The 18943-nt window shown below is 35.6% G+C and carries 16 protein-coding genes and 1 riboswitch; of the genes, 14 read left to right on the top strand and 2 right to left on the bottom strand.

Annotated elements, in window-relative coordinates; all coding sequences use genetic code 11:
• Positions 1-203: 203 nt before the first annotated feature.
• The 10 genes from QQZ16_RS14385 to QQZ16_RS14340 all read left to right on the top strand — a co-directional run bounded on the left by QQZ16_RS14385 (position 204) and on the right by QQZ16_RS14340 (position 12580).
• Positions 204-1289 carry an ABC transporter permease gene (locus QQZ16_RS14385; protein ID WP_284561441.1) on the top strand — a complete coding sequence of 362 codons (1086 nt, stop codon included), beginning with the start codon at positions 204-206 and terminating at the stop codon, positions 1287-1289.
• Positions 1261-1758 (top strand): GNAT family N-acetyltransferase, encoded by a 498-nt coding sequence (locus tag QQZ16_RS14380; protein ID WP_284561440.1) that lies wholly within the window; start codon positions 1261-1263, stop codon positions 1756-1758. The genes QQZ16_RS14385 and QQZ16_RS14380 overlap by 29 nt, the downstream gene beginning before the upstream one ends.
• 428 nt (positions 1759-2186) lie before the next feature.
• Positions 2187-4016 carry a methyl-accepting chemotaxis protein gene (locus QQZ16_RS14375; RefSeq protein WP_031536141.1) on the top strand — a complete coding sequence of 610 codons (1830 nt, stop codon included), beginning with the start codon at positions 2187-2189 and terminating at the stop codon, positions 4014-4016.
• Positions 4017-4249: 233 nt separating this feature from the next.
• Positions 4250-5467, top strand: coding sequence for an MFS transporter (locus QQZ16_RS14370; RefSeq protein WP_031536142.1), 1218 nt, complete (start codon positions 4250-4252; stop codon positions 5465-5467).
• A gap of 126 nt (positions 5468-5593) precedes the next feature.
• A complete protein-coding gene (gene sspO / locus QQZ16_RS14365) occupies positions 5594-5731 on the top strand; it encodes a small acid-soluble spore protein O (RefSeq protein ID WP_031536143.1) in 138 nt (45 codons plus the stop codon).
• Positions 5732-5923: 192 nt separating this feature from the next.
• Positions 5924-7375 (top strand): NAD(P)H-hydrate dehydratase, encoded by a 1452-nt coding sequence (locus QQZ16_RS14360; protein ID WP_251628369.1) that lies wholly within the window; start codon positions 5924-5926, stop codon positions 7373-7375.
• A gap of 24 nt (positions 7376-7399) precedes the next feature.
• Positions 7400-8671 carry a hypothetical protein gene (locus QQZ16_RS14355; RefSeq protein ID WP_031536145.1) on the top strand — a complete coding sequence of 424 codons (1272 nt, stop codon included), beginning with the start codon at positions 7400-7402 and terminating at the stop codon, positions 8669-8671.
• Between the two features lie 136 nt (positions 8672-8807).
• Positions 8808-10475, top strand: a complete 1668-nt coding sequence (locus QQZ16_RS14350) for a sensor histidine kinase (protein WP_031536146.1) — start codon at positions 8808-8810, stop codon at positions 10473-10475.
• Positions 10472-11200, top strand: a complete 729-nt coding sequence (locus QQZ16_RS14345) for a LytR/AlgR family response regulator transcription factor (protein WP_031536147.1) — start codon at positions 10472-10474, stop codon at positions 11198-11200. Before QQZ16_RS14350 ends, QQZ16_RS14345 begins: the two co-directional genes overlap by 4 nt.
• Positions 11201-11350: 150 nt before the next feature.
• A complete protein-coding gene (locus tag QQZ16_RS14340) occupies positions 11351-12580 on the top strand; it encodes an L-lactate MFS transporter (protein ID WP_031536148.1) in 1230 nt (409 codons plus the stop codon).
• Positions 12581-12647: 67 nt separating this feature from the next.
• Here the strand turns inward: QQZ16_RS14340 and QQZ16_RS14335 are convergent, their stop codons facing one another.
• Positions 12648-13163: a DoxX family protein gene (locus tag QQZ16_RS14335; RefSeq protein WP_251628371.1), complete on the bottom strand. Its 516-nt coding sequence runs from the start codon at positions 13161-13163 to the stop codon at positions 12648-12650.
• Positions 13164-13767: 604 nt separating this feature from the next.
• On the opposite strand from QQZ16_RS14335, the gene QQZ16_RS14330 reads away from it, so the two are divergent.
• From QQZ16_RS14330 to QQZ16_RS14320, 3 genes are all read left to right on the top strand, one after another.
• The gene (locus tag QQZ16_RS14330) at positions 13768-14424 is read left to right on the top strand and encodes a 5-bromo-4-chloroindolyl phosphate hydrolysis family protein (protein ID WP_031540291.1); all 657 of its coding nucleotides are present in this window, start codon (positions 13768-13770) and stop codon (positions 14422-14424) included.
• Positions 14421-15557 (top strand): toxic anion resistance protein, encoded by a 1137-nt coding sequence (locus tag QQZ16_RS14325; protein WP_031540289.1) that lies wholly within the window; start codon positions 14421-14423, stop codon positions 15555-15557. The genes QQZ16_RS14330 and QQZ16_RS14325 overlap by 4 nt, the downstream gene beginning before the upstream one ends.
• Before the next feature lie 527 nt (positions 15558-16084).
• On the top strand, positions 16085-16756 hold the full coding sequence (locus tag QQZ16_RS14320; protein ID WP_031539218.1) for a 5'-methylthioadenosine/S-adenosylhomocysteine nucleosidase family protein: 672 nt from the start codon (positions 16085-16087) through the stop codon (positions 16754-16756).
• Between the two features lie 291 nt (positions 16757-17047).
• Here the strand turns inward: QQZ16_RS14320 and QQZ16_RS14315 are convergent, their stop codons facing one another.
• Positions 17048-17536 (bottom strand): QueT transporter family protein, encoded by a 489-nt coding sequence (locus tag QQZ16_RS14315; RefSeq protein ID WP_031539217.1) that lies wholly within the window; start codon positions 17534-17536, stop codon positions 17048-17050.
• Positions 17537-17547: 11 nt separating this feature from the next.
• Positions 17548-17592, bottom strand: a riboswitch (PreQ1 riboswitch).
• Positions 17593-17821: 229 nt separating this feature from the next.
• Here QQZ16_RS14315 and QQZ16_RS14310 point away from each other — a divergent pair.
• Positions 17822-18682 (top strand): EamA family transporter, encoded by an 861-nt coding sequence (locus QQZ16_RS14310; RefSeq protein WP_031539216.1) that lies wholly within the window; start codon positions 17822-17824, stop codon positions 18680-18682.
• Positions 18683-18943 lie beyond the last annotated feature (261 nt).

Here is an 18943-nt window from a genome sequence, read left to right as displayed (position 1 = left end):
TCCATTATGGAGTCCTCCTTGGTTACAAATTAGGGGTCATTTCGTCGACGATTTGACACCCCGCATCATACCAAGAGGGCTCTTTTTGTTCAAGTCCCCGAAAATCCTTCTAACAGGAATGCTCCTTTAAGGTATTTTTAATCAATTTAAAGGACGGATTCCAACGGTTTAGCTGGAAAAGCCTTTCTTTGCTTCGTCCAGTAATGTGGGTAGGCAAGACGTTTGGCATCCATATGAAGAACTGGAAATTTGCAGTGGGGAGCTTGTTTTTTATCATCGTAATTGGGTATAGCATTCTTTACTCTGTCACAACTAATAATCATGTCGACCAAATGCGCTTACTGTATGCAGAAGATGGAGCGACCCTCCTTGCTGCCATGCCGTTTGCACCAACAGAACCTTTTTTCTTTGGTTCTGATAGACTTGGCTATAGTATCTATGATCAAATTGTTATTGGCGCAAAGTATACCCTATTTTTTGCCCTGCTTATAGCATTTTTGCGTGTTGTTGGTGGATTATTGCTTGCTATAGTTTATTCATTTTTTGTGAAATCTCAAGTACAGCAATGGCTGGCAAAGATGGTGGATTCAATTCACTTTATGCCATTAAGCTTGCTTGCCTATATTTTGCTAAGACCGATTCTATTACCAACTTTTGACGGATTCAGCTATTCCTTTTGGGAAAGAGTCTTTTTAGAAACGATGATTTTGACTTTACTAGTTGTCCCTTTAACCACTGTATTATTAGGAAAAGAAATCAATCGTGTACTTGATTATGAATTTATCGCAAGTGCTAGAGTTATGGGTGGTGGGAAATTTCAAATTTTTATTCGCCATATTCTCCCCCATTTAGGCCCAAGACTTACCATTCTTTTTGGACAGCAATTTATCCAAGTGCTATTAATCTTTATGCATTTAGGCATTTTTGATTATTTCTTTGGAGGTACAAAATTATCCATGGATCCTATGTTTTCAGATCCTCCTAAATCCTCTACCTATGAATGGTCTGGATTAATAGGACAGGTTGGCAGAAGCGCACTTGCTTCTGGACGGTACTGGTATTTATTTATACTTGTTCCCTTTATTATTGCCATTTTTGCGATGCAGCTGATTGTACAAGGGGTAAAAGAGGTTCAGCAAGTAAAAGTGGGAGTAGTCTTTAAACAACCAAGGGCTGAGCGGAAAAAACAAAAGCCAGAAATAAATGCTGTAGCTCCATCTATTTCGAAAGAAAGTTTTACACAGATAGGGAGAGAGTCAAATGGAAATCAGGCAATTACACCTCCGTGATGCTAAAGCATACTTTGCACTAAGATTAGAGGCTCTGAAGACAAATCCTGAAGCATTTGGGTCAAGCTATGAGGAAGAAAAAGACTATCCCATTAGTCGAACAGAGAACCGCTTAACGGATTCATCTGCTTATGTCTTCGGGGCATTTGCGGAAAATCATCTAATCGGTGTCTTAACCTTAATGAAAGATGGGAAACAAAAAATGAATCATCGTGGCCATTTATATGCAGCCTATGTTACCCCTTTACACAGGGGCAAAGGAGTCGGCAAGCAATTAGTGCAAATAGCCATTAATAAAGCAATGGAGTTACATGACATAGAACAGCTATATTTAGAAGTAGTAACAAATAATATAGCGGCCAAAAAATTATATGAATCCTTAGGATTTGAAACATATGGAATTGACCGAAAAGCATTAAAAATTAGTGGGAAATATTATGATGAAGCATTAATGGTTCTTTATTTATAATAAATTTTAGACTGTGGTTAAACTTTTAAAAAAAGTTTGATCACAGTTTTTATTTTTTAATAGGAAAACAGTTTGAAAAAAATAAATATTATCATAAAAAAATATTTAAATATAAACAATTGAGCAAAAAGTCCGATATATTATTTGTAAATAAAATTGAATTATTCTGTAAATTACTTTAATATTGTACATACAAAGTAAAAAAGTACCATGTTTTTAGCGAATCTAATTCTATTTTACTAGTTAGCGGTAGGGTAATGAAATAGATGAAGACACAAACAGAGCATATTATTTTTTTGAAAGAGGAGGGAGTAATCATAAAGAATCAAAATTACTATTTTGGAATATATTAGAATTTTTTTATAAACAGTAAAGAGAAGATAAATTTAGTAAAAGTGGTCCCAAATCTACAAGGGGGAGAACTGGTAATGGCAAAAATAAAGTTTAGAAAACCAAAAATAACTGGTCCAAAGAAAGAAAAAAAACCTAAGAAATCTAGCAAGGTAAGAAATGGGAAGTTTAAGATTTTTGAAAAGTTAAAATTAAATAATCGTCAGCTACATAAGTTAAATAATGTATCAATCGGTTGGAAATATGGATTTACTTTATTGCTTGTTTTCGCACTCTTAACCATTACAACAATTCTAGTAACGACACGTTTAATCCATATTAATGACAGTATTGAGCAATTGAATAAAACCGATGAAAGAGCACTTCTTATAACAGAGATGGGGTCTATTACTCGTGAAAAGAGTATTAGTATCTTAAATTATCTCGACTATCAAAATCCTTCCTATGTAGACGAATATCAAGTGAGCATTACGAAATTTAATGAATATCAAGAAGAGATTAAAAAAGATATCCGAAATGAGGAAGAGCAAGCTTTATTTGATGAAATCGTCGATCGTGATCAGAAAATGAATGAACTATTTAACGATCAAATTATCCCTGCTATGCAAGCAAATGATCGTTCTGCTATTAATTCATTAAGCCTAACGAATACAACGATGCGTAATAGAACGATAACGGCTTTGGATAAACTGCAAGAATTGGTACAAGTTAGTCGTACCAAAGCAGCAAGCGATGCGGTTAATAGTGCGAGTGTTGCAACGAAAACGTTAATTATTTCGATGATAACGGCACTAATTATTGGTACAATCTTAATTATCATTATAAGTCGGATTATTTCTCGTAATTTAAAGCAAGTTGTTCAAGTTAGTGATACGATTGCGAATGGTAATTTAACAGCTGAAAACATTAATTATCAAGGCAAGGATGAGATAGGAAAACTTGCTCAGTCCATGAATAAAATGAGTAGTAACCTTCGAATGGTCATCCAAAAGATATCAGAAGTATCAATCACTGTTAACAAACAGAGTGAGAACTTGTCCCAATCTACGAATGAAGTGACTGCCGGAAGCCAGCAAGTAGCGACTACTATGCAGGAATTATCATCTGGAGCTGAAAGCCAAGCGAATACGGCAAGTGCTTTAGCAGCATCTATGGAATCCTTTTCTGGCACAATAGGTGATGCATATACACAAGGGGAGTTAATTTATCAATCATCTAATAAAGTGCTCGGCATGACGAATGATGGAAGTCAATTAATGGAATCGTCTATTGAGCAAATGAATAATATCAATAAAATTATGAAGGAATCTGTGGAAAAGGTCCGCGGCTTGGATACACAGTCTCAGGAAATATCGAAGCTAGTTTCCGTCATTAAAGGAATTGCCGATCAAACAAATTTACTTGCTTTAAACGCAGCAATTGAAGCAGCACGAGCAGGAGAGCATGGGCGAGGGTTTGCAGTGGTAGCGGATGAAGTAAGGAAGCTTGCAGAACAAGTTGCATTCTCCGTCACAGACATTACAAACATCGTAGGTAGTATTCAAAAAGAGTCAAGTGTTGTTACGGAGTCTTTACAAGGTGGATACGAAGAGGTAATGAAAGGTACGGAACAAATCAAAACTACGGGTGCAACATTTAATGGAATAAAAAATGCTGTAAACGATATGGCAAATAGCATTGAAGTTGTTTCAGAAAATCTCGCTTCCATTTTAGAAACAAGTAAAGAGATGAATCGTTCTATTGAAGATATAGCAGCTATTTCAGAGGAAGCTGCTGCAGGTATTGAGCAAACATCTGCTTCTGTTCAACAAACAAGCAGCTCGATGCAAGAGCTTGCCGATAGTTCACATGAATTATCTAATTTAGCAGTAGAGTTAAATGGACTAGTGAAGGAATTTAAAATTTAGTAATGTTGGAAAGTTGAGAAACGAGATAAAGTTTCTCAACTTTTTTAATGGTTAAGAAGTATACGTTTTTAAAGTTCATTCAGTGTCTAGCTACGGGTACCTTTTGCAGTTATTATTTTTTCGGATAATAAAAATTTCGGGTATAAAAATAAATGGTAGTATGCTATGATGGAGGAAAATAAATCTCATTGGCTTGGTACTTGATTGCTGATGTCTTAGGAGAGCGATACTAAATGGAAATTTGGAAGCGGAATTTACTTGTTTTATGGATAGGGGTTTTCTTTACCTCTGCATCATTTAACATGGTAATTCCCTTTTTGCCAATTTTTCTTCTAGAATTAAATGTTCACGAAAACACAGAAATTTGGTCCGGATTATTGTTTAGTGCAGCGTTTTTTGCAGGAGCATTTGCTTCTCCATTTTGGGGAAGGCTAGCAGATAAATATGGAAGAAAACCGATGATTATTCGAGCTGGATTTGTGCTTTTTGTGGTATATACTTTAGCCGCTTTTGTTACGAACCCATACCAATTATTAGTACTTCGAATAATGCAAGGGTTATTATCTGGTTTTATTCCTGGAGCAATTGCATTAATTGGAACGAATACCCCTTCAGATAAAACAGGGTATGCTTTGTCGATGATCTCTACAGCATCTGCATCAGGAGGTATAATGGGACCACTAATTGGAGGCGTACTTTCGCAATTAGTTGGAAATCGGCTATCCTTTGCGAGTGCAGGACTTCTTGTTTTCATTGCAACATTCTTGATTATTTTCTGGGTAAAAGAGGATAATTTTTCGCCAAGTAAAGAAAAAGGATCTGTAAGAAATGACTTGCGAATAGCCTTTTCCAATAGACCCCTTATGCTAGTACTTCTATTAACAGTGGTCACATCTTGTTCTATTATGACCATTGAACCGATTCTCCCTCTTTATATTTTAGAGGTTGGTGGGTCGATGGATAAAGCTTCCTTATTAGCGGGGATTATCTTCTCACTTCCTGGTATTGCAAGTGTCATCATGGCACCATATTGGGGGAAATGGGCGGATAAGGTTGGATTTAATCGTATCTTATTTATTGGATTATTAGGTGGAGGACTTGGAACATTCTCGCAAATAATATTCAGCAATATTTGGGGCTTCTCGATTACTCGTTTTATTTTTGGCCTTTTCTTTTGTGCTGTTTTTCCAGCATTGAATGGATTGGTTGTAAAATCAACAGCAGAGAATTTCCGTGGCAGAGCATTTAGTCTTAACCAAACAGCAACTCAGCTAGGCGGAATGTTTGGACCGATGATAGGAGGATTTCTTGGAGGGATTTTCCCTGCACAATCTGTTTTTATCGTCACCGGTATGTTGTTGTTAGTAGCAACAGGAATAGCCTATAAAAAAGGAAATGTGTTTAGAACAACCATTAAGCAAAAAGTAAAAATAGTGACGCATGGCAAATAACAGACAGAGACTTCGAATGCATTAAATAGCATGGTAGGAAGTCTCTTTTTTTGTCGCAAAAATTTCACAATTCCTCTTACATATTTCTATTGGGTCAAGAAAGAATAAAAGGTGGAGGTGACAATCATGGCAAAAAATAAAAATAAAAATGCGAAACAAGCAGTGCAGGATGATACATCTCGTCAATTTGACCATGAATTTGCAAATGAGCCATTAACAGCAGCGGAGAAATTAAATAATAAAAAAACGAAGAAAAGACAATAAGCGTAGCTAAAAAGTATCCTTCTAGAAGGGGTACTTTTTTTCTGCTTAATGGGAGGTAAGATTGATTCCTTCTTATAGGAGGAAAATATATGGGGGAAATAGAAGGTAATATCATAAATGATATGGTAATTCGTAATTAGGAATTTTTAGAAAGTGTGGAGAAGGATGGAATATTTACTGAATTGTGAAGAAATGAAAAGATGTGATGTAACGACGATTCAAAAAATTGGCATGCCATCTATGGTTCTCATGGAAAGAGCTGCTCTTTCTGTTGTCGAAGAATTGGACTCATTTGATTTAACTAGAGTACTCGTTGTATGTGGTTCTGGGAATAATGGGGCAGATGGGTATGCAGTGGCAAGGTTATTGCATTTACAAAATATTAAGGTGGATGTTTTATTTGTAGGAGATGAACAGAAACGAACAACAGAAAATAAACAGCAACAGAAAATAGCCGAGTATTATGGGGTAAGCTCAGAAAAAAAGATAGAGAATAATCCATACACAACGATTGTGGATGCCTTGTTTGGAATTGGGTTATCACGTCCGTTAAGTGGAAAATACCTAGAGATAATAGAGCAAGTAAATCAAGCTGAAGGGGAAATCCTCTCTGTAGATATTCCTTCAGGTATTTCAGCAGATAATGGAAAAGTGATGGGAAACGCTATAAAAGCGACACGAACAGTAACATTTGCATTTCGCAAATTAGGTTTAGTCCTTTATCCTGGAGCAGATTATGCTGGGGTTGTGAAGGTCAAAGATATTGGGATTACGGCTAGGGGATTTGAAGGAAGATTTCCTAAAATATATACCTATACAAGGAAGGATTTAGAGAGAATTCCGAGACGGCAATCTTATTCTAATAAAGGTACATATGGGAAAATACTAGTGGTTGCTGGGTCAAAAAATATGAGTGGTGCAGCTTATTTTTCTGCAAAAGCAGCTTATCGGATGGGAGCAGGTCTAGTAAGAATCGTGACTCCAGAAGAAAATCGACAAATACTTCAAACCTTGCTTCCAGAATCCATTGTAACGACATATCAAAGAAGTCAACTAGATGGAGACTGGCTAACAGAGGCCATTAATTGGGCGAGTGCCATTGTAATAGGACCTGGAATGGGTATATCAGAGGAAGCTAAATATTTGTTAAGCAAAGTTCTGTCTATTAGCAAAGTTCCGCTAGTGATAGATGCTGATGCCATTACACTTGTCGCCAAGGAACCGGAGCTTTTGCACGATCATGAACAAAAAATTATTATGACCCCACATGTAGGAGAGATGTCTCGCCTCACTGGTAAACCAATTCCCAAGATTGCAGATGATATTATCGAAGTAGCAGAAAAATTCGCGGCAGAAAAGAAGCTAACATGTGTATTAAAGGATGCAAGAACAATCGTAACAGAGGGTACTGAAGATACGTATGTGAATACATCTGGGAATAATGGGATGGCGACAGGTGGAACAGGAGATGTATTAACAGGAGTGATTGTTGGTTTACTAGCACAAGGCTTAAGGGAAAGAGAAGCCGCTCGCTTAGGTGTCTATATTCATGGGTTGGCAGGGGATGCGGCAGCTGCCCAAAAGGGACCTTACGGAATGTTGGCAGATGATGTATGTGATGCGATAAATGAGGTAGTGAGATAAAATAATAGTAAAGGGGAAAGAAAAATGGACGCGCGGATTAAAGAACTAGTAGACTTGGCAAAAAAACAATGGGGACTAGCGGAATATTACCTAGGGAGGTATCGATTATTTAGAAGGATAATGTTAGATGGGGAGACATTGTATCTCTTAAATATGGAATGGTTTCCTAATATATATGCCGATTGGACAGATGAGGAGAATCCTGAAGGGACAGCTTCTATCGATATAAACATCCATACAAAGGAGTTCCAATCTGTTATTTTTGTACAGGGGGTGACCTATGCGGAAAATGGAGTTGTTTTTGCATATAAAGATATAAAAGAGGTGAAGGATTGGCTCACTGCTTTCACTGGGTTAAGTATTGAGAAAGATTTTGTTTGCAAGCAAACAGACGAAAGGAGGTATTATTTTGAGGAACAGTGGAATGGTGTTCCGTTATCCCCATCTTGTTCGATAAATGTAGAGTTTAATGAAAACGGAGAGTTAACATTCTATTCGCAAAATATAAGTGTGTTAACGAATAAGAAAGAATTAGAGGAAGAATATTCCTTATCGCTAGATGCCATAGAGGATATAGCGAGAGAACAGGTTGTTTTAGCTAATTTTCCTGAAGAGGATGGTAGGAAAATCGTATATGGAGTAGAAGAAACATACATCAGAAATGATGATAAAGGTAAGCTGCCATTTATGCAGCAGCATGTTGGTTTTCAAAAAAATTTCAACAAAGAAATCAAATGGCAGAAAACAAAGAAGGATTGCTTTAAGAGAAAGTTCTTACATTGGGAGGATGAAGTGAGTGTAGAGGATGCTTATTTAAAAGTGAAGCATCCAGACTCCTTGCCAATCACGGATGAACTTGCAGAAAAATGCATCCAAGAAGTAACAGATTTTTTGCGCATGAAGTATCCGAATGATTCAGGGAAATGGACACTTACTTATTTATCTCGGGAAAATTCCTATTTGCATGCATACCTAGAGCAAAGTACTGCTTCAACGCTTTTTCCAGGGAAGCTAATCGTTTTTCTAGATACAGATGGAGAGGTAGTAAATTATATGAACAAGAAGGAATTATGGGATGAAATAATGGATGCGAAACAAGAAGAAACGATTGAGATGAAGGTGAGTAAAGAGGAAGCTTTTGATAAGCTAAAGCCATATTTCACGCTAACTCCCTACTATGTGTATGATGCACATGATAAAAAGTGGTTTCTATGCGGAAAATTAGACTGTGATTACTTTATAGATGTGGAAAGTGGAGAAATCAGCACGTTAGATAATGCTTTCTTTATTAATTGATAAGAAATGGTTCGTCAAAAGTTATTTTTAATAGTAGGCTCTTTTATAACGAAACATTCATTTTACTGTGATGGAAAATAAACGATATAATTTCGTTACAAACACCAAAGATTTTAAAACAGAAGGAGGAAGAAGAATGGACTCTTCCCTTGAATTACAAATGCTTATTCAGTTATTTGAGCGAGCTGCACTTTTACTTTTAACCTTATTTTTTATGACTAGAGTTCCAAAATTCAAAGAAACGTTGCAAAAGGATCATCATTCCCCAACAGAGTTAACGTTAATCACGCTGATATTCTGTGCATTTGCCCTATTTGGTACCTATTCCGGTATTGAAGTAGAAGGTTCGATTGTGAATATCCGAATAATTGCGATAATGTCAGGTGGTATCTTGTTTGGTCCATGGGTTGGGATAGTAACAGGGACTGTATCAGGTGTACATCGGTACTTAATTGATATTGGAGGAGTAACCTCTGTTCCTTGTTTAATAACAAGTATTTTAGCAGGTGTAGTATCAGGCTACATTCATCATCAGGTGAAAAAGAATAGTCGTTGGATATATGGGATTGTGGCGGGAATGCTATGTGAAATATTAACAATGATTCTGATTTTATTCTTTGCAGATCCCTTTGATTTAGGACTAGACATTGTATCCAAAATTGCCTTGCCGATGATTTTAGGACAAGTTAGTATCGGGTTAATTGTCTTAATGATTGCTAGTGTGGAAGGGGAAAAAGAAAGAATTGCTGCACAGCAGGCACAGCTAGCCCTTAATATTGCTAATAAAACATTGCCGTATTTCCGTTCCATTAATGGAAATTCCTTACGTACCATTTGTACCATTATTAAAGAGGATATTCAGGCTGATGCCGTGGCAATAACGGACACAAAGGATGTTCTTGCATATGTTGGATTTGGAGAAGAGAAATACAAAATTGGCCAAGAAATTATTAGTGATTTAACAAAAGACACGATTCGAAGTGGGAAAATCACAATCCGAAATAATATCGCTGACCATCACACCCCACAAATTCATTGTTTATTGGTTATTCCATTGGAAGAAAGGGGCGTTGTAACCGGTACCTTGAAAATCTATTATCGAAAGGCCTATACGATTACAAATACGCTCCAAACGATGGCGATTGGCTTAGCACAAATTATCTCTACCCTTATGGAAGTTTCACGAGTAGAACAAATGAAGGAAGAGGCAAATAAAGCGGAACTTAAAGCTTTACAGACAAAAATCAATCCACATTTCTTATTCAATGCTCTAAATGCAATTGCTTCAACGACCCGTCGCAATCCAGAAAAAGCACGAGAATTGATAATTAATTTATCAGGGTATATGCGCTATAACTTAGAGGTAGGAGAAGAGCTTATTGATATACAGCTAGCCCTTCAGCAAGTAAGAGACTATATCCAAATTGAAAAAGCGCGTTTTGGGAATAGGCTACAAGTGAACTATGAAATAGATGATACCCATATTAAGCTTCCAAGTCTGCTTATCCAACCATTAGTGGAAAATGCTGTTGTTCATGGAATTTTAAAGCGGAAGGGACCTGGAGTTATCACAATTGCAGTCAAAGATTTAGGAGAAAAGGTTCGCGTTAGTGTACGAGATACAGGCGAAGGTATTGCTCAGGAAGTAATTGATCGCCTCGCGAAAGAAGAAGTATCATCAAAACAGATCGGTTTAACGAATGTCCATCAACGAGTAAAATTAACCTATGGAACAGGCTTAGTCATTCGAAGATTAGAGCCAGGTACGGAAGTTTATTTTGATATAACGAAGGTGATAGCATGAAAGCAATAATTGTAGAGGATGAAATTCCAGCAAAAGACGAATTAGAATATTTAATTCAGACACATAGCAGGATTGAAATTGTTGCCTCATTTGAGGATGGTCTAGATGTGCTTAAATTTTTACAAGAGAATGAAGTCGATGCCATTTTCTTGGATATTAATATTCCGTCTTTAGATGGAATGCTCTTAGCAAGCAATATTAGTAAATTTGCCAAAAAGCCTTATATTATTTTCACGACAGCCTATAAGGAGCATGCAGCACAGGCTTTTGAATTAGAAGCATTTGATTATATTTTAAAGCCCTACGAAGAAAAGCGTATAGCAGCGATGCTTGCAAAATTAGAATCAGCATATCAAAGGGAAAGTAAGGGATCAGAAGAAGTCACAACAGAGGTAAATCGTCGTATCAATCTGCGCAAAAATGAAAATATTATTGTGACAGATGTAAATGATATTTATTTTGCAGAAGCAAGTGAAAAAGTAACAGTAGTTTATACAAAATCAGAAGAATATATGATGCAAATGAGCATTTCTGATTTTCACGATAAATTGCCACAGGATACTTTTTTTCGCTGCCACCGATCCTATACGGTGAACCTTTCGAAAATCCATGAAATTGTGCCATGGTTTAATCATACTTATCTCGTTCGATTAAAGGATATGAAGGCAGAAATACCAGTTAGCAGAAGTAAAGCGAAAGCATTTCGACAACTTATGCATCTGTAATTACCATTCATTCCGAATATAGGGCATTTCATTCTGATACCGGTTTCAAAAAGCTTTCAGGCGGTATAATTTAACTATAAATAGAAAGCATAAACAACCTTTTATAGTAGAAAATACTGTTTATAAACCGAGTAGAAAGAGGAGATCGGAATGAAAGAACGAAATGGAAGTCGCCTTCTTATAGTTATTGGTACAATTATTGTTCAAATGGGATTAGGAACCATTTATACATGGAGCTTATTCAATCAACCGCTCGTTGATAAATTTGGCTGGGATATAAGTGCAACTGCAATTACTTTTTCGATTACAAGTTTTGCACTAGCATTTGCTACTCTTTTTGCAGGCAAGCTACAAGATAAATGGGGATTGCGTCGCTTAATTGCTATCGCTGGAATTTTCCTCGGTGGAGGATTAATGTTAAGCTCTCAAGTATCTTCTTTATGGATGTTATATCTTGTTGCAGGAGTAATCGTTGGTTTTGCCGACGGTACTGCATATATTACTTCCCTATCAAATTTAATTAAATGGTTCCCTGAGAAAAAAGGATTGATATCTGGTATTTCTGTAGGGGCATATGGAACCGGTAGCCTTGTTTTCAAATATTTAAATGCAAGTTTTATTGAATCATTTGGTGTTTCAACAGCCTTTTTAATCTGGGGTATTATCGCATTAGCAATGGTTGTGGGAGGATCATTCCTCTTAAAAGAAGCGCAAGAAGTAGAAACAAAAACAGCGTCAGTAACAGCTCAAAAGAATTACACAGTGAAGGAAATGCTGAAAACGAAACAAGCATACCTACTCTTTGTTATTTTCTTTACAGCATGTATGAGCGGACTGTATTTAATTGGAATTGTCAAAGATATTGGTGTCAGCTTAGCTAATTTAGATGTTGCGACAGCAGCCAACGCTGTTGCGTTAGTAGCAATTTTCAATACAATTGGACGTATTATTCTTGGAGCATTATCTGATAAAGTAGGACGAATTAAAGTAGTATCTGGAACATTAGTAGTAACTGCTATAGCAGTCACTGTTTTAAATGTAGTGCCATTAAATTTCCCACTATTCTTTGCCTGTGTAGCAGCAATTGCATTCTGTTTCGGAGGAGTAATTACCGTCTATCCGGCCATTGTCGCTGATTTCTTTGGTCTGAAAAATCAAAGTAAAAACTATGGAATCATCTATCAAGGTTTTGGATTCGGAGCACTTGCTGGATCTATGATTGCAGCAGTACTAGGAGGATTCCATGCAACCTTTACGGTTATTACAATATTATGTGTGATTTCATTTGTTATTACATTGATTATTCAGCCACCATATACGAAGACAGAACCGAAAGAGAAAAAGGCACGTCGCCCTGAATTGGCAAATCGCCTTGGGTAAAAACTAAAATGCATAAAGAAAAGAAGTCAGTTATGTTAATCGTAACTGACTTCTTTCTATTAACTGCTTACGCAATTGCTGTTTCTTTTTTGTGTTTATTATTTCTTCTATTGTTCCATTGCTTTTTGATATATGGCATTGCATATCGGTCTAGACCAAATTTACCTGCGTTTGCACCTGCTACGATAACGAATATTGCTAATAGAATCATTTGTCCATTTGTGCTTACTGTTCCACTAAATAAGAAGGCAAAGTTCATGACCATTCCCATCAATGTTGCAAAGCTTGTGAATAAACCTAGGATTAGTGCGATCCCTACTAGAACTTCTCCCCATTGAACCATGAAACTGAATAAATCCGCATTTGGGAGTGCTATATGTTCTAGAAATGTTGCCCACCATCCTTGTACTGCTGGGTGATCACCTGTGCTATTTGCAATTGCCCCTTGTAAAAATCCACTTGCGTCAAAGCCACCACTTGTAATTTTTTCATAGCCTGCATGGATAAATTGATAACCAAGATAAATTCTAAATATCGCTAAAATTCCGGCAACCACTTTATTATTTCTTAATAAGTCTAACATTTTACTCCATCTCCTTAAGATTAGTTATCTGATTATATTGTTCACTATTTCACATTTCTTTTTACAAGATCTTGTTTGTTTCTTACTACACTTATATAATATCACCATTTCCAACGTAATAAAGATGTTTGTGATGTAATTCACATTTAGTTCACAAAGTTATGTCTGATTGGTGAACTACCTTAATTAAGTATGGTCGGTATATTCGAATGGGATTAGACCACAGAAAAGCGCCAGTTTTCCAAACCTAGATACTGAATCTGCTTTTCGAGTCAAAGTATCTTTTGCCATCTCCGTAAATGTGAAAATTAATGTCAACATTTCTATTATTACATACCATGCCTAATGGAAATCAACGATATAAGTCTAGATTGATAGAATCAAAAGGATCAAATCATTTTTTTATGCTTTTCCACATAGATATAATGTAAGGGACAGTATAAGAAAATACGTCTTTAGTCGTAGACAATATTCCATTTAAAGTCTATAGCAAAAAATAGCCTGTTTACGTTAAAATAGAATTAAATAAAACGTACATTTTTGAAACAAATGTTGATTAGGAACGTATAAAAATTAAAGGATACAAAGGCAGGAGTCGATTATAGTGAACTCATTTTTAATGTTTTTAGTGCGAACAGGCATCTCTTTTCCTGTAGGTGCTTTAACATGGTTAATTAGTTATGTGGGATTTGATCAATATTTCTTCCTTTCCGTTGCATATGGGATAGCAGCAACCGCTGTTACTTATTTTATCTCTGATGGTGTAATCAAGCATCAGTCAATGGTAAGGCAAGGATTATCAAGAAAGGAATATAAATTTATCCAGACGCAATTAAAGGAAGCGAATGAGAAAATTAGTCGTTTAAATCGACACGTATTTGCCATTCGTCACTTTCCTTCCTTTAAACAAAGAATTGATTTAATGCGCGTCACAAAGAAAATCTATCGATTAACGAAGGAAGAGCCACGCCGTTTTTATAAAGCGGACAAATTTTATTATTCTCACTTGGATTCTTTAGTGGAGATTGCTGAAAAATATGCACTGTTATCAGCTCAACCCAAAAAGAACAGGGCATTACAGGCAACTTTAAATGATACAAGAAGAACATTAGAGCAGCTTTCCAGAACGCTAGAAGACGATCTTCATGAAATACTGTCAGATGATATCGATGATTTGCATTTTGAATTAGATGTAGTAAAGCATACTTCTTATAAGGAGAAAGACAAGGATTTGATAGATGAAAGCAGGCGGCCTAAATGACAGATGAACGAGAAATGAAAACTATTTCAAATGATTATTTCTCTGACCCTTTAGGAGAAAGCAATAATTTGTTGATGAAAAAAGGCGAAACAGCTGAAACTGTTCGCCTTATTGATGTTTTGCCACCAGAAAATCAGAAACGGGCATATGAACTGGCGGCTAAGCTTGATCCAACTAATCACCGAATTATGATTTCTTATGGAGCAGAAGCTCAGAAGAAATTGCTGTCTTTTTCTCACATGATGATTGAACACGTTCAGCGAAAAGATGTCGGAGAAGTAGGCGATGTTGTTGGCGAATTAATGGAAAGACTAAATGAAATAAATCCAGATGAATTACGGGTAGAGAAGAAAGGATTTTTTCGCAGATTATTTAGCAGGCCATCTAAAAGTGTTCAGGAGGTCCTTTCTAATTATCAGAAAGCGAGTGCGCAAATAGATCGCATGAGTGTCCGTCTTGAGCGCAGCAAAAATGTCCTGACTGCAGACATTCATCTATTAGAGCAATTGTATGAAAACAATAAAACATATTTCCAAGATTTGAATGTCTATATTGCGGCGGCGGAAATGAAGTATGAAGAAATGACAGAAAAGCTTATTCCTGAGAAAAAAAAGTTAGCGGAAGAATCAGGGGATCGGATGAAGTTACAAGAGGTAAATGATTTCATTCACTTTGCTGAATTACTCGAGAAGCGTATTTTCGATTTAAAAGTCAGCAGGGAAATTACCATACAAACAGCTCCACAAATCCGCTTGATTCAACATACGAATCGAACTGTGATTGATAAAATTCAGTCATCAATTATGACTGCGATTCCACTATGGAGAAATCAAGTTTCCATTGCTTTAACGCTTCTAAGACAGCGGTATGCAATGGAAACGCAAACGAGAATAAACACAAATAGGGTAGAATCAAATGTAAGAGAGATGGCAACAATCGCAAATGAAAATCAATCAGCAATGCAGGAAATAGAATCATTAAAAGAAACACAGTATAAATTGATGAATTCACTAGAAGAGACACTGCAAATCCAAGAAGAAGGCAAGCAAAAACGAAATCAAGCAGAGCAAGAGATTGTCCAAAGAGAAGGTAATTTAAAACAGTCATTAGATACGGCTAATAATAGGTATTAAAAAATTTGAATTTCTTCCGTTTCTGTGGAGAGAACATGAAATATAAAACTAGTAAAAAAGAGGCTGGGAAATAAGCATTTCAACCAACAACAAACACGAACTATAATGTAATTAAATTACAAAAAAGTTCGTGTTTGTTTTTTTAGAAAAAGGTTTAAAAACGAAGTGTAATGGAGCGGAAGACGCTCGACTCCTGCGGGAAATAGAGGAAAGGCTGAGACCCCGCAGCGCATGCGAGGAGGCTCAGCTTCCTCCCCGGCGCATCGTGCGTCTGTAGCGCAATGGAACGACTTAGTTTTTACACTTAACTATATTAAAAAACATTGATAACCATCATGAGAAAGTAGTTTTATTTAAGAGCTAAATTAAAGATTGTTCGTCTTTAAAGACTAGTTATTTAGTTTTGTCCCAGCCTCTTTTTCTACTATAAGCTTAGTAAACTGACGGGGCAAGTTAATAAAAAGGATATTTACATATTGATAACGAATTGTTGGTGAACAGAGTAAAGACGGAAGGGTGTTAAGGTGATGATAGGAATTAGTATAGCAACGAAGTGGGAATTTGAAGCGACATTGGAATATTTCGACATAAAAGATAATGAACGCTTTAGTTATCCTTATGGGGAGTATTTCATTAGAGCTATTAATGATACCGAACTTATTTTTTATAGTACTGGTGTAAGAAAAGTAAATGGTGTTGGTGCTAATCAGTATATGATTTCTAAATTTAATTTAATGAAAGTAATCGTTGCTGGAACATGTGCAGGAATTGATGATAGGTTCAGTAATTTAGATATTTTTGTACCTGATGCAGCCGTTCAATATGATTGCACAGTAAAAGAAATCGAGCCTTTTATTAAACAATCTTTCATAGTTGATATAGATTTGTCTAAATATGGAAATGGTTTTTATACCGGAACAATTGGCACCGCTGATAAAGCAGTAGTTATGTGGAAGGACTATTTAGAGCTTAAAGAAAACGAAATAACAATAGCTGATACAGAAGCGGGGGCAATTGCTTATATCTGTAAGAAGAATAATGTTGAATGTATTATTATTAAAGGAATATCTGATTTTCCAACAGATGAAAGAAACGCTGATAAATTTGAATCAAATATGGAACAAATTAATGTTTATTTAGAAAATACCCCCAAAGTTATGAATAAAATATTTGGCGAATATTTAAAGAGATTTATATAAATGAATTTTAATGAAGAGCATTTTCTTGAAAAAGTTTGTTTTAATTATTTGTGAAACAGCGTAATTATACTAAATTTACTTTATTTAAGTATAAAAATACAGAAAATGGATGTGGTTATTCCTATTTCATGGAACAGGGTTATTCCATGTGAAAGCCTTCAGAGAACAAAGAATGATTGGATTTTAATAGTCCATATTAAATACTAATATATATTTCATATAAAAGAAAAGGAATAAAACTAAAAAAGATCAAGATAATCTTAATGAGCAAGATTATTTTGATCTGTTTATTTAATCCATTAACTTCCCAAAGGAAATCCGTTTATTTAAGAAGTGCATAATAGGTATTCCGATTGCCATGACAACAAATTCACCAATAGCTGTCGTTCCCCAAGTGATTAAGAAAGGGAATCCAAGTGCAAGATGCAATTGAAAGGCAATAATAAACATATTAAAAGTAAATACAAGTGTATTAATGATCATTCGTAAAAGATGACTTTTAACAAACTTGCTTATACCAATTGTGATTAACAAACAAATAATGGAATGAGCAACCCCAAAAGTTAAATCGTATAGCTTGATGGTTGAAAGGAATAAGTTTGCTAAAAATACGCCAACGACAATCCCATAAATATATTTTTTGTTAAATACAACTAGATGATTAAATAATTCCGAAACGCGATATTGAATGTTTCCAAATGCAATTGGCGCAATTGCAATCGTAACAGCAACATATAATGCTGCCACCAAGCCGTTAACTGCAAGTGTTTTTGTTTTCATTTTTGCTTTTCTCTCCCTTAGTTTTTTTACGTGGGATGGTCTCGAACCACGTTAAACGATATCTTTCACACAGTGAATAATCATATAATAGATACCGTATGTCCGTCAATGGAATTTTATCCCGATTTAAACAGGAAGTAAGAATAAAAAGAGTGAAAACGGTATTTTTCCCAATAATTGTTCATCGAGAGGGGCTGTGTATGAATAAACACGATTTTACACGGATAAGCAAACGGGAGTCTTATTGAAACTAAGATAGGAATATATAGATCAAGAGGTGATTCAATGAGTGTTATATTGGCACTACTAGCAGCAGTATTTGCAGCATTAACAGGAATATTTGCAAAGATAGGAATTAAAGATGTAAATTCAAATTTAGCAACGGCAATTAGAACAATTGTTGTATTAATCATGGCTTTATTAATGGTTTTGGTTACGAAACAATTAGATAGTATATTTTTTGTTAGTAAGAAGTCTCTTGTCTTTCTTGTTTTATCAGGAATAACAACAGGTCTATCATGGCTATGCTATTTTAAAGCAATCCAAATTGGCGATGTTTCAAAAGTAGTTCCAATTGATAAATCGAGTGTTATTTTAACGATTCTTTTTTCGTTTGTTTTTTTAGGAGAGCCTGTGACGACGGCAATTGTCATCGGCGGTACGCTAATAGCGATAGGAACTTTTGTTTTAATAGGAAAAATTAAAAAGAGTGCTGAAACATCGTATTCCAATTCATACATATTTTTAGCGTTGCTATCAGCAGTATTTGCGGCATTAACAGCGATTCTCGCCAAGATTGGGATAGAAGAAGTAGATTCAAATGTGGCTACCTTTATTCGTACAATCGTTATTATTATTTTTGCTTGGGGAATAGTCTTTTTCCAACGAACGCAAACACAAATAAAAACAATATCTAGAAAAAGCTATCTTTTCTTAATCATATCAGGAATAGCAACAGGATTGTCATGGCTTTGCTTTTTTGCAGCAATCTCTATTGGAAAAGTATCCATCGTAGCACCAATTGATAAGTTTAGCGTCGTCATTACCGTCATTTTAAGCATTATTATCTTAAAAGAAAAGCCAACGAAAAACACACTGATTGGCTGTGTGATTATTACAATAGGAACAATATTTCTTTTATTTTAAAGTGGATACTAAGAGACCTTTACTATACATCAAGTATATTTAGGTCTTTTTTATAGAATAGAGCGCACAGATTTCTTGAATTTCTTTCTTAACTAACACGAATTGCCAAGAGGTATCTTGCATGAAAGGTTGTAATCTTGTAAGATAATGTTAATTGTTAGAAAAATAAAAGTTTTCAAATAATAAGGCTTATTTTAAATCAAAGTGACATAATAATAGGTTAACTACACATGAATGAGAGGAAGGATGAAACATGGGAGC

The sequence above is a fragment of the Bacillus sp. T2.9-1 genome, from assembly GCF_950097965.1.
In the GTDB taxonomy this organism is placed as follows: domain Bacteria; phylum Bacillota; class Bacilli; order Bacillales; family Cytobacillaceae; genus Niallia; species Niallia hominis.
Note: the sequence above shows the minus strand (reverse complement) of the source record. Positions and strands in the feature narration are given on the sequence as shown.